This window comes from Escherichia sp. HH41S (genome assembly GCF_009820115.1).
GTDB lineage: Bacteria > Pseudomonadota > Gammaproteobacteria > Enterobacterales > Enterobacteriaceae > Escherichia > Escherichia coli_F.
Map to the genome: position 1 here is coordinate 1 of NZ_VNXE01000003.1, position 13750 is coordinate 13750.

Here is a 13750-nt window from a genome sequence, read left to right on the forward strand (position 1 = left end):
GAGTTGATGAACTCCTGCCATGGAACGTAGTACTCACCAATAAATAAGCGTCAATACGGTGCTCCGTTGACGCTTACATCCCTGTCATGAATGAAGATGCACTACCTTTATAATCCCATGACTGATTTTCACTACCAAGTTGGCTCAATCCATTCCATTGAAAACCACCGTTCACAGCAGCGGAAGTAACTCCACCGACCACAGCTTTACCCACTGACACCGCTGGCCCCAGATACCAGGCGCCTGCAATCAATACGCCATCTTTATAGCCATCAACTATCACTTTGCTTATATTGGCTCCTTCAGGTAACTCACCTTTGGCAAGTTTATCCAGCCCTGCCTGCTTCTGTTCCGGGGTGAGATTATTGGCATCAGCATACTGATTCCAGGAAGCAACCGCCTGGCCATAACTCACCATTCCTGATGGCAGACTGAGCGCATTATTCTCAACCGTTGTCTTACCCGACTGTGCGCCGGCTACCGCTGAAGCCCCCGAGTCTCCCACCAGACCACCGGCCAGACCAGCAGCAACCGTTGCCAGTGTCGAAACCGTCTGCTTCTCTGTCTCACTCAGTTCACTCACCGGCTTACCGTACATCTGTGTGGCAATCATTCCCACCATCTCGCCGGTGGCTGCGCCTGCGGCACCGGCAAGGGCGTTATTTCCCTGTGTCACCGCTAATGCAGCATTCACCACAGCATGGGCTGCCACACGTCCCGCACCATCCGGGGTGGTCTGTTTGATAATTTCAGCAATATACGGCGCAACACCACCTGCCAGGGCTGCACTCAGATTACCGCCGGCCAGTCCCTGTACCGCTGCCGTTGCGGCCTGTATCGCCTGCTGGTATTTGCCTCCCGTTCCAAAACCTGAGGCCGCCATACCGTTATTGTAGGCCCGCTGAACCACATCCTGTTCCGTGAACGGTTTTCCTGCTACCTCAAGCTCTGCGCGGGCCTGATTCAGTGCTGCCGGGTCCCGCTTCGCTTTCTCACCGGCTATCTGTCCTTCCGTTCTGGCAATATCTGCCACCTGGTTACCAATCTCACCAATGAGTTGCGCCTGCTGCAGTCGCTGCTGCTCTTTTTCCCTGTCAAAGATGGGGGACAACGTCTGGTTTGCATGTGCTGCGTCACGGTTCAGGTCTGCCACATCCTGTTTCTGGCTTTGCGTATCCCGGATGGTGGTATTCCCGGCAGACACTGCCGACTGTGTGGTGCTGTCTGCATAGACTTCATGATTTGCACCAGCCAGCTAGTCTGCTTATCAGGTCCATTCGAGAGAGCCATCTTCAAGCACCCAGACAGCTCCCCCCGGACAGCTCTCATCAAAAAACCAGATACCGTCTTCCATCTCTTCTTCTGTTTTCGGAAATGCTTGTCGAAAACGCTCAACCTGCTCGTCAACACTTCCTTCCAGAAACTTACCGTGCTTGGCCAGTTTGATTCGTCCTTCTTTCAGAAGACGGGTCAATACCCATAGAAAAATTTTTTTCCTTTCTTCAAATGAAAAATTTAACGGCGGGGGTTCTTCTGGTTCACTATAGGAAAAAACGGCCCCCAAATTACGACCTTCTGCAGCTTCACATAATTCATTATATTGCTTGTCATTAAGTAATAATGTCATTTAAATTTTATCTCCACATCTTTGTATTTATATGCAATGTCAGAAAGTTGTTTATTCCCCTTAATATCAATAGTCCATCTGGCACCTGTTTGTTCTTGGGACGACGATAAATTTCGCAACGTGATCGATGTTCCGTTATCCAGTTTTGCAGTATAGATCCCCGGCCGAACCTCTTTCAGCGGTGTATCGCCTGCCAGTTGTTGTGCGTAATTGTGGATCTGTTTATCCGTCAGATTCTGGCTTTCAAACACTTTCGTCGTACCATAACGGTTACTTACCGAACTCTGCCTGATAGTCTGCCCATCCACTGTTAACTCTCCGACCGGGTGACTTTTATCATATATTTTACTCAGTTCATCAAATCGTTGTTGCTGGACCTCCTGATGACGGGCTTTTTCTTCATTATCCGGTCCCCATCCCCCCGGTGTTCCAGCACCTGCACCACCAAGCTCAGCTTTCTCCTTGTCCGTAGCGCTCGCCACGTCCTTGCCCAAATTAGGCTGTTTGTTTTCGTCTGTATTGTCACCATTCAGCACATGCCCCGGCCCCCGGCTACCATCGCGACTCGGGTCACGTACAGCACACTGTTCCCGTGAGCCTTCACAACCACCACCAATATCCCAGCCATTATCATTCCCGGTATCCTTACTGGCATTACCTGTAGCACCAGCTATTGCTGCTGCCGTATTAGCTGCTGTTTCAGTGGCTATCACGTTCAGCATATTGTTTTCAACAGTCGTCTTACCTGACTGTGCGCCGGCTACCGCTGAAGCCCCCGAGTCTCCCACCAGACCACCGGCCAGGCCGGCAGCAACCGTTGCCAGTGTCGAGACCGTCTGCTTCTCTGTCTCGCTCAACTCACTCACCGGCTTACCGTACATCTGTGTGGCTATCATTCCCACCACCTCGCCGGTGGCTGCACCTGCAGCACCGGCAAGAGCATTATTTCCCTGTGCCACCGCCAGTGCGGCATTCACCACGGCATGAGCAGCCACATTTGCAGCCTTATTCACCTCACCCGTAACCGGGTCTGTGGTCATGGTTTTCACCACTTCAGCCAGATACGGTGCTGCACCACCTGCCAGGGCTGCTCTCAGATTACCGCCGGCCAGTCCCTGTACCGCTGCCGTTGCGGCCTGTATCGCCTGCTGGTATTTACCTCCCGTTCCAAAACCGGAGGCTGCCATACCGTTATTGTAGGCCCGCTGCGCCACATCCCGTTCCGTGAACGGTTTTCCTGCTGCCTCAAGCTCTGCGCGGGCCTGATTCAGTGCTGCCGGGTCCCGCTTCGCTTTCTCACCGGCTATCTGCCCTTCCGTTCTGGCAATATCTGCCACCTGGTTACCAATCTCACCAATGAGTTGCGCCTGCTGCAGTCGCTGCTGCTCTTTTTCCCTGTCAAAGATGGGGGACAGCGTCTGGTTTGCATGTGCTGCGTCACGGTTCAGGTCTGCCACATCCTGTTTCTGGCTCTGCGTATCCCGGATGGTGATATTCCCTGCAGACACTGCCGACTGCGTGGTACTGTCCGCATGGCCTTCATGATTTGCACCGACCAGCAGATTGTTTGCCATGTTCCCCAGGAAATTTCCGGCAACACTGCCACCGGTACTGAGCCCTGCACTCTGATGTTCCGTTTTAAAGTCGGCCCGGTTTTCAATGTCACTGAAGCCCAGTGTGCCGGTATCCAGCCTGTTTTTATCTGCCGTTGCCGTGGACGCAATCACTGCGCCGTTCAGCTGCGTATGCTGCCCGGTGGTGACATCAAACCCGCCCCTGCCGGCAAAAATCCCCGTCTGCTCCTGCACACTGTCGTAGTTACTGTGCATTTTATCCCGGCTGAGGTTCACACTCGCCGAACCGCTCATGGACCCGAAAGTGAAGCTGCCTCCTGCACTGGCATTCTGCTGCTTACTGTCATAACGGTCACTATCCTGCTCACTGGTCAGTGTCAGATGACGACCGGCATCCACTTTCACCGTTTCACCGCCAGCCTGCGCGCCGGTAAGCGTGGTGTCCCGCCCGCTGATAATGGTCAGCCGGTTTCCCGCATCCACCGTGGTTTCTGTATGGGTGGCACCGTTGCCTTTTTCACTGCCCTTACCCTGGTTTGCGCTGGCTGAAACACTGATACCCCAGCCTCCGGAGCCCACACCAACACCGACACCCACGCTGCCACCACTGGATGTGTTCTTTCCTTCCAGCTTTGACGTGTTTTCTACTGATACCAGATTCACGTCACGGTTTGCCTGCAGCAGAGCGTTGTTCCCGGCCTTTATCTGACTGCCCTGTATCGTCAGGTCACCATCCACGCCCTTCACGCCGGAGCCGGTAGCCTGAATACTGAGGTTATTACCTGCTGTCAGGGCGCTGCCCTTCGCCACCGTCTGCTCTGACTGCTGTTCTGATTTCGAAGACTGGCTGCCGTAAGAGAGGCTGATGCCCACCGTGTTATTATTTCCGGCATCGGCTCCCTGCGCGTCTGCCAGTCGTCCGGCCTGCACGGCCTGAGCCCCCGAGAGCGCGGCCTTCACCCCCTGCAGGGCTTCAAGCCGGCTGTTTCCGGCAGATTTCGCCGCCTGTACGGTCTCCACCGTCGTATTCAGGGCGCTGCCCGCTGTGCCGGACAGGGCAAGCGTCAGACCGGAGGTTTTCTGCTCCACCGTATGCGTCTGTACATGCTGGTCTGTGGCGGCGGTAATGCTGACTTCCTTACCACTGAGTGCCATGTCCCTGCCGGCAATCAGGTCAGAGCCGTTGACGGTCAACCGGTTACCTGCCTGAAGGGAAACATCACCGTGAACACTCCCCACCGTGCTGCCTTTCTGTGTGGTGTCTGTTGCGGTGTCCGTGACTTTCAGACTCTGGCTGCCCACGCTGAATCCCACACCTCCGGAGCTCATCAGCCCGGATTTTTTCTCCTGTTTCAGGTGTGTTTCACGGTTGCTTTCTGTCAGCGTACCGATATTCAGGTTATTTCCGGCAGCCAGGGAGACACGGTTATCCCCGGCCACACTGCTGCCCGTGACGTTCAGATTATGTCCGGCGCCGATACTGACCGTATCCCCGTTCAGTTCACTGCCCGTCATGGTCCGGCGGTCAGTGACATCATGCGTGGTTGTGGTGGTTTTCGATAACATCCCGCTGCTGCCGGTCACTTTATGGTATTCATCCAGCGAGCGGGTATTCTGTGCACCGGTCAGCGTCACGTCATGCCCCGCCATCAGGGCCAGGCCTTTCTGAGCTGACAGCAATGCCGCCTGTGACGTCATATCCCGTCCGGCGGTCAGCGTGACATCACCGTTACCGGCAAGCGTGCTGCCCGTACTCTGTGTGACGCCCTGCGACAGACGATTATTTTTATCCCAGATAATATTGTCCTGCGCGGATGTGGTCACTGTGGAGAGTGTCATACCCCTGCCGGCACTGAGTTGCGTCAGACTGTCCTTACCCTGGTTCACCACCGTTGCTGCCGTCAGGTTTATGTCCCGTCCGGCCTGCAGCACCAGTCTGCCCTGGTCATTCTGCACATATACGCCAGCCACACTGTCGATGCTGGTACGTTCAAAATGGTTCTGTCCGGCGTCACTCTGTGCCGTACGGGTGGTGGTGGTCAGACTGATATCCCGTCCGGCCATCGCCAGCAGGCTGTCCGTGGCCTGCAGCAGCCCGCCGGTACTGTTAATATCCGTCCGGGCCGTCAGGCTGACATTTGCTCCCTGAATGGTGCCGGCCTGGTTGTGAATGTTCTCTGCACTGAGCTGCACGGTCTGTTTCCCTGCCAGTTTACCGCTGTTAAACAGGTCACCATCCAGCTTCATCACCATGTCCCTGCCGGCAATCAGCGCACCGGCACTGTTCACATCACCGGGTTTTACACGGGCATAAACCTGAGGTACCTGAACCGTCTGCGTGCTGCCGTCCGGCAGTGTCACCGTGGTGTTAACCAGCCAGACAATATCACCGGTCAGTAACGCCATCTGCTCAGCAGTCAGCGCCACACCTGGTGTCAGGTTGTATTGCTTACCAAATGCAATACCCGCATCCATTAACGCCTTAAACTGCTCTTCATCATTACTGTATCCGTCCAGGTACCGTTGCCCGGTCAGGGCGACAACCTGCTCACGAATCAGACGCTGTTCGTAAAAACCATCCCCCAGGCGCTTAATCATGTTATCCCCGTTCTGAGAAAACGCCTTCTGCATGTAATCACTGCCCAGCCACGTCTTCTGGTTCGTAAAACGCGGGTCCGTTTCAACCAGATATGGCACATTCACTGCCGGATTTGTTTTAAACAGGCTGCTGTCCGGCAGACGGGTATCCGGCCCGGCAACATGGATACTGCCCTGAGGTGCGCTGACTTCAAACTGCTGCCCCGGCAACAGAATGACCGGTTCACCGGCAGACACCACCGGGCGAAGCGGTATCCGGTCAGTACCGGCTACTGTCGCATCCACATTTCCGGTCAGTCCTGTCTGTACATCCGTTCCCTGTGGCTTCAGGGGAGAAAGCGTGACCTGGCTGCCCTGAACCTGTCCGTGGCTGGTGAGCTCTCCCGGCTTCAGCGTGATGGTCTGAATTACAGTGGGCGGAGTGTACTGAGAGGTTTTCTCCCCCTGCTTATCCTTTCCTTTTTTCCTGATACGGTAATAATACGTGGATGTCCCTGAGTCCGTAACATGGCGCTCTCCGCTGACACTGACGTTTTCCACATCACCGGCCTGCATATCCAGCAGGCCACCTGCAACAACCTGACTCTTATCATTAAGCAGTTTGTCTGCCACAATCGTCATGCCGGCACCGGACAGAATTTTTCCCGGGTCGGATTCTTTTACCCGGGTTTCTTCCACGGTACGGGTGTAATCATACTGCGTGAATTTATCTCTGGCGCCTTCCGGTGTATGCAGTTTTTTCAGTGAGTTACTGGAATCGTTATCCACATAAACGCCCGGTTCACCAGCGCTCCAGCGTTTATCTGAGCCGCTGAGCTGATACTCAGTCACCTTTTCCGTGGAAACCACCACGCGCTCCGTGGTGAAATGGTCATTGACGTTATTGATTTGTCCGGCACTCAGTACCAGATATCCGGCGGCTTCAATAGTGGCACTGTGATTATTCAGTACACCGGTTTTCCCCGTGGCGGCGCCATTCGCATCCAGCATGCCACCAGTATGCATATCACCTGCACTGTAAATCAGGCTGTGCGTCCGGTTATTCAGGGTCTGTACCCCTAAGTCCACACGCTCACGCCCGGCCAGCGTCGCCGCCACGCCATTTTCTTCCAGATTATTAAATGTGGCAGCACTGACACCAACAGCGTCGCCGTAGATTCGCCCGGTACCGGAATTCGTCAGGGTGTTCGCCTGAAGACGCGTATATTTCCCGTCAATCAGCCCACGGTTCAGCAGTGTGTCCGTCACGTTAAGCCAGGTCTGCCCGGCACTGATTTCACCTTTCTCTGTGTTTTCAAGGCGGATGCTGTTCAGGTCAAGCCGGCTGCCTGCCAGCAGGCTGCCGGTATTAGAGACATCGCCATTAACGGAAAGCGTAAGGTTTCCGTTCGCAATAGTCTGACCACTGTTGCTGAACGTTGTGTTACTTTTCAGCGTCATATCGCCCAGCGAAAGCAGTTTCCCGTCACCACCGAGCTGACCGGCATCCACAGATACTGACTGCCCGGCCTTAACCACGCCGTCACGGTTCGAAAACGCCAGCTGACGGCCACTGACAGACAATGTCGCGCCGGAAGAGAGGACGCCGTCATTATTACTGAGCGTCCTGTCTGCCATAACCGTAAGCGCCCTGTCTGCCAGAATACTGCCCTCCTGGTTATCAAGGTCCTGCGTCGTGATGTGTATTGTCTGCGCTTCCAGCCCCTGGCCGGTATTCTGCGTGTGGCGATTGATAAACTGCAGGGCGTTCAGCGTAATGGCGGAACCACTGCGAATCAGACCAGAGACGTTGTCCACAACGCCCCGTACACTGTTGAGCAACATGTCGCCCACAGACTGTATTTGTCCGTGGCTGTTCTGCAGACCTCCCGCATGCAGACGGAGTTCACCTTCACTGACCAGCCGGCCCCCCTCACGGTTATCCAGCGAGGTGGTGCTCAGGTCAGCTGTCGTTTTCGCCCCCACGGTCCCGCCCCGGTTATCCATTGCTCCGGTACTGACAGTCAGTTCCTGCAGGCTGTTCAGCGTACCGCCTCTGTTATCCAGCGTCTGGCCTGCGGTATTAATGCTGATGCCTTTCCCCTGAATAAGACCGGACTGATTGTTCAGCGCCAGACTGTTCCGGCCGGGCAGACCGTTCGCCACAATCTGACCGTTCGCCACCACCTGACCGGATGTATTGTTAACCACGCCTGCAGTCAGGGACAGAGCATCTCCCGACAAAAGCACACCGGCAGTGCTGTCCAGTGTGCCGGCATTCAGCGTCATCGCCCCCTGACTGATAACCCCGCCCCGGTCACCACTGTTACGGTTACTCAGTGTGTCAGCACGGAGATTCAGCGATGCACCGCTCTGTATCAGGCCGCTGGCATCGTTGATGATATCCGTCGAGGAAAGGGTCAGTGACTGCTGTGCCACCAGTCTGCCGCCCTGATTATCAAACCGTGTGACATCCAGCCTGCTGTTACCGTTGCTGACCACCGTCCCCTGCTGATTTTCCAGCACATTCAGGTGCGCATTCAGGTCTCTGCCGGCGGCAAGCGTCCCTTCCTGATTACTGACATCACCACCACTCAGCAACATATCCGTCCCGGCCTTCAGTGCGCCTTTCTGGTTCATCAGCGTACCTGACGATATCTGTAATGACGCCTGACTCCCCAGCACGCCCTGACGGTTATCAAGCGTTCCGGCGTTCAGGGTCATATCCTTCTGACCCACCATAAATCCCTGCTGATTATTCAGCATACCGGCCCGTACTGTCAGGGTACCGGCGCTGCTGATACCACCCCGTGTTTTCGTGTTCCGGTTACTGAGAACCCCGTCCTGTACATCCAGCGTCATGTCACTGCCGGACTGAATCAGACCATCATCAGAGACCAGTTCGCTGCCTGACACAGACAGCGTTTTCTGTGAAAGCAGTCTGCCGGACGTATTATCCAGCGCACCATCCAGCGTCACGGACAGCCCGTCAGACACCACCGTACCCTGGTGGTTATTCAGACTCCCTGCCGAAATATCCAGCCTGCCGGCGGACTCCATTCGTCCCTCCGTATTGCTGACAGACTGCTGTGTTTTTATCCTGCCCGTTCCGGCAGCAGCTGAAATCAGTCCGTTGTCGTTATTCAGCGCCTGTGTATTAATCAGGATGTCACTGCTGGCAAGCAGACGTCCCTGCTGGTTATCCACGGCACCGGTTGTCTTCACCTGCAGACTGCCTGACTGCGCCGCCTGCACTTTCCCCTTGCGATTATCAAGGCTCAGTGCATCCAGACGCACCGCGCCATTTGCCGCAAGCAGCCCTTCCCGGTTATCCACGCTTCCCGGCAGACTCAGCGAAAAATCCCCTGTTCCCGTCTGAATCAGTTTACCCCTGTGGTTTGACAGGCTCTGTGCTGATATCTGCAGTGTGTCGGCATTTATCGTGCCGTCATTATTGCTGAACTGCCCGGCAGTCCGGGCGGAAAGCGTACCGGCACTCAGTTGCGCATTCTGTGTGGACAGATTTCCACTGGTTGCATCCAGCTCAGTATGTTGTCCCTGTATCCGGCTGTTGCTTAAATCCAGCCCCTGCCCCTTCAGTTGCATGTCCCCACCGGACAGAACCTGTCCGTGTGCCGCCAGTTCGCCGGTGGTACTGACAGTCAGGTTGCCCGCTGCCGCCAGACGTCCGTCATCTTTCACCCCGGCGGCCAGCAGACTTCGCTCACCGCCGGTCAGACGCGCTGTCTGAATCCGGGTGTTGCGACGTGATGCCACAGAGCCTGTATGGGTGAATACACCATTACTCTGTATCTGCGTATCCTGCCCCGCATAAACAGAACCACTGTTATGCAGCTCCCGGGTTGTCACCAGATGCACATCCGTTTTCGCACTGATACTGCCACTGTTTTCAATACGTCCGTCAGCCGTCAGGGTAACCGCCCCTGCCTGCGCACCAATATGACCGGCGTTACGAACACCCACCCCCGTTTCCGTACCGACAAGGCGAATTTTCCCGGCATACATTCCGCCAAGACTGGCCACATCCAGTGCCATCTGAGGCTGTGAAGAGACATCACCGGTCTTTTTCTCAATCTGCCCGTGCGCGATATCCACATTGTTACGTCCTGTGGTCACTTTCAGATCCTGCGCCCAGATACCCGCATTAATCTTCACAGACCGGGCAATGATATCGGTATAATCCGTGCGCGAGGCATCCATCCCTTTGCCCGTAACCTGAATCTCACCACGTTCAACACTGAATCCGGTCAGACTGCCGTTTTTCATCTGAGGCTGCCCCGTGGTCAGCGTGGCCCGGTTCGCATTAATAAAACCGCACCCGTCGCAACTGATGCCGGCCGGGTTCGCAATCACCACCTGCGCCTTTTTCCCGGCAACCTCAACAAAACCGTTCAACTGGCTGGGATTGCGACTGTTCACTTCATTAAGAATGATTCTGGCCTCTCCCTTCGCCAGCCACGGGTTCCCGGCCACCATGCCACCCAGTTGAGTCTGCACATTGTTATGGGCATTATTCAGAATGACGCCCTGGTTACCGACGTCGAACTGGCTGTATGTATTATGTGAAACCCCGCCGGCAGAAGGCGTCTGAATATTCACCTGCGGAATGCCGCTGGCCGTCTGCGTAATCGTGGGCTGCTGATGCCCCGGTGCGCCATGGTCTGCGACAATGCCTGCAGCACTGACAGAATGCACCATCCCCGACGCCAGCCACAAAGAGAATGCAAGCGGCGTGACACGGCAGATACGTTGCCTGTGTGGATATCCTGTGCGGGAGGACAGTGATGTACCGGCGCGACCAGAACGGGCAATATCTGCCACCACCATCAGCATTCCCCGGGCTTTGTTAAAAATAATGCGGTAACAATTTCTGTTCATTCTGATAAACCTGACTTATCTCTCCGGCACATCCACAGCAAGCGGGTGCTGCACACGCCACTGGCGCGCCTCTTCATGACTGACCTGTGCCCCCCGGAAATTCATCACCCGCAACCCGGTCTGCTGCCCACGGTGGTACAGCGAACGCCAGCACAGACGGGGAAAAATATCCTGCCGGACAAGACGACTCATATCCGGGGTATGTCCAAAAGGGGCAATCCAGTCACAGACCCACATCCGGTCGCCACTGTTCCAGTCCGACTGAGGCATAAGAATTGCCGGCTGCGTAAGAAAACGCGCCTCTGCCTCCTGGCTGAGCCAGGCCTGGCTCATGAAGAAAACCGGTCGCCCCTGCTCTGTTGCCACCACATACTGTCGGTGCTTAATCACCGGCAGCAGCAGGTCCGGCAGGGTATGCAGTGGCGCATCACGATGCAGGGGGGAGTGCATCCACAACCAGACGGCCGCCCCCAGGACTTCCGCCTCATTGACCGGCTCACCGGAATACAGGGGACTCAGAACGTCATATTTCCCGTTACGCATGAAACTTTCTCAGAAATCCCGGAACAGATTAAAACCGGCTGTCACATCACTCGTCATAAAGCCCGCCGGCTTTGAAAACGGTCGACCGATGAAAACGTCATAATCCGTACTGAACAGTTGCCCCCTCAGCCCCACAACACCACCGGCCAGATGACGTCCCACAAGGTATTCACTGCCGGCTCCCCCCACCTCGCCGTAATCCATTCCCAGATATAACTCCTGCTCCGGCAGTGGCGTACGCCAGGCCAGGTCGTTGCGGATATACCAGCCGTTACTGGCATTCAGCGTTCGCTCCCCGTCAAAACCACGAACCGTCCAGCGGTTACCGATGGCAAACTGTTCCTGTGGGGTCAGCGGGGTATTGCTCAGCTGGCGCTGATACCGGAAGGAATAACTGAAGGGCTGCTCTGCCAGTGTAAAGGGCAGATTAAAGGACGCATTCATCTGCAGGATCTTACTGAGCGCCGTTGCCTCACCGAAGATTTCCTCCGGTGCCGGCTGTGCACCAAACCAGCGGGTTCCCCGTTGCCAGCTGACACCAGCATCCAGTGTGGCCTGAGAAATATAATGACGGTGCTGCAGCCCAAGTCGCCAGGCCGCTGTCTGCCGGCGCTGCACCTGGATTTCCGTATCATTAATGTAGTTACGCGACCTGCGGGCCTGAACATCGTAAGTCAGCACCGTTTTCTGCGTCCCGTTACGGTGCAGTACCCGGCTCAGCTGCATGCCCAGATTCTGACTCTCGCCACTGTACTGGTAATCCTCAACCGCACCAGCTACCGTCTGATGGTAATCGTAATCACTGGCGGTGACGGAAAACTGCCAGTAACCGAAAGGCACAGAGTAATGGGCCGTGTAGTTTTTACTGCCCTTACCCCCGTAATGTGGAAAATTATGGGTGGCAGAAACATACAGCAGGTCACTCAGGGAAAAAGGATTATCCAGAGAAAATGTTATACCACCGAGATAACGCCCTGTGCTGCGGGTACCTGAATCATCAAGCGAAAACCCCAGTCGCCAGTATTTATCCTGTTTACGGGTAATAAGAATATCACTTTCCCCTGGCTGCTCACCGGGCACAATTTCCATATCAGCCTGCACACCCGGCAGTCGTTGCATATTCTCCAGCCCCTGCTCAATGTCCCGTAAATCCAGCAGAGAACCTTCGTGTGCCGGGAATGAGGAATACAACTGAATATAGTCATCACTGTCCGGTGTCAGACGCACATGCCGCACAACACCGGGAATAATAACCAGCCGGAGGATATCGCTTTTTAAATCCTGCGAAGGTGCCAGAACCCGGGTAGTGACATAACCATGATCGACCAGACGGTTCTGCAATGTACTCATCAGCAGATTAATTCCTTTCGCCCCCATGCAATGCCCGACCGCCCCGTTGGCGATTTTTTGTAAAGGCAACCAGTGTGGTAACGCATCAGCCCCCTCCAGTTCTGTCTGTTTAATCTGAAAACAGGGCGTTTCAACAGGAAAATTAATCTTACGGGCAAAAAAGCCTGGTGCAGAAAGGCGAACATCAGGGGCCGAAGGCGTCAGTTGTTGCTCAAGGGCTTCCTGACGTTGCTGCTGAATGATAAATGCTTCATCTCCGCTACGCCGGACATCCGCTGCCTGAAGAGATAAAGGCGATAATAAAACAGACATCAGTGTCAGTGACAGCAAGGACGGACAGCGCCGGGATAAGCTTTGTTCCTCAGCCCTCTCGTTCCTGCAACATAATTTTCCAGTCAAACGAAAAACCTTTTATTCATGCCATACCAACAATCACCAACCTCCTGACGATACCTCCCACCATTTTTTGCAATGGCACGCTACCGCCCTTCCGGTATTTACCCGTATCAGCCGGTACCAGAATGCTGAGTAACAAATCAGTCAATTTTGAGCTGGTTTAATTTTGATCATTATAGAATAATGATCTGAATGGCGGCAATATGACAGATTTATCGATCGATATAACACAAATGAACAGCTCTTTATTCTGTCATGTATCGCAAAAACAGCATATCGCAAAACTTATAACCATAATTAATGGAAAAGTGCAGGAAATTATTCCAGCGAATGCTTTTAATACAGTTAGTTAGTATAATAAATAACGATTTTTGATTTTAATCATTGAAAATCGTCATTAAAGAATAAGCTGACTTCCTTTCTTGCCATCGTCAGATGATCTATTTCGTCCAGGAACAGCACACAGGCATACTTCACAGTCATAAAAGAAATGGACCTGAGATAGCCAGTTTTGAGTACCAGACCGAACGTAATCTTGTACATCCTGAAAACGGCTTCAGGGCTGAAGCAACACTCTGGTTGTCAACAGATATCAGGTTACCAACCACTGGCTGATACCCCCTCGGGATTGCTCCTCGAATGCTGGTATCATGCAAGACGGAGCCTGGCAGCCCCATATTAAGATGAACAGGCCCCTACAGGCAGCCATCACAGTGAATAAAGATAGCTGGCTGTACTGGCTGAAGAAAAACCATCGCCGGCAACGGCGACATACCAGCCCACA

Annotated in this window: 4 protein-coding genes and 4 pseudogenes; all 8 read right to left on the reverse strand. The window is 54.4% G+C overall.

What is annotated here, in order from left to right:
- Positions 1-427 precede the first annotated feature (427 nt).
- Positions 428-1153 (reverse strand): annotated as a pseudogene (locus FQZ95_RS00010) (VENN motif pre-toxin domain-containing protein); the annotation flags it as partial.
- A gap of 114 nt (positions 1154-1267) precedes the next feature.
- Positions 1268-1627 (reverse strand): DUF596 domain-containing protein, encoded by a 360-nt coding sequence (locus FQZ95_RS00015; RefSeq protein WP_000173546.1) that lies wholly within the window; start codon positions 1625-1627, stop codon positions 1268-1270.
- Positions 1624-8838: a hemagglutinin repeat-containing protein gene (locus FQZ95_RS00020; RefSeq protein ID WP_442898504.1), complete on the reverse strand. Its 7215-nt coding sequence runs from the start codon at positions 8836-8838 to the stop codon at positions 1624-1626. The genes FQZ95_RS00015 and FQZ95_RS00020 overlap by 4 nt, the downstream gene beginning before the upstream one ends.
- 165 nt (positions 8839-9003) lie before the next feature.
- Positions 9004-9369, reverse strand: a pseudogene (locus FQZ95_RS26885) (hypothetical protein); the annotation flags it as partial.
- A 123-nt stretch (positions 9370-9492) separates the two neighbouring features.
- Positions 9493-10677 (reverse strand): annotated as a pseudogene (locus FQZ95_RS26890) (two-partner secretion domain-containing protein); the annotation flags it as partial.
- 15 nt (positions 10678-10692) lie between these two features.
- On the reverse strand, positions 10693-11220 hold the full coding sequence (locus FQZ95_RS00025; protein WP_160529715.1) for a toxin-activating lysine-acyltransferase: 528 nt from the start codon (positions 11218-11220) through the stop codon (positions 10693-10695).
- A gap of 9 nt (positions 11221-11229) precedes the next feature.
- On the reverse strand, positions 11230-12309 hold the full coding sequence (locus FQZ95_RS00030; protein ID WP_223716279.1) for a ShlB/FhaC/HecB family hemolysin secretion/activation protein: 1080 nt from the start codon (positions 12307-12309) through the stop codon (positions 11230-11232).
- A pseudogene (locus tag FQZ95_RS26230) lies at positions 12292-12882 on the reverse strand (POTRA domain-containing protein); the annotation flags it as partial. The gene FQZ95_RS00030 and the pseudogene FQZ95_RS26230, both read right to left, overlap by 18 nt.
- Between the last annotated feature and the right edge of the window lie 868 nt (positions 12883-13750).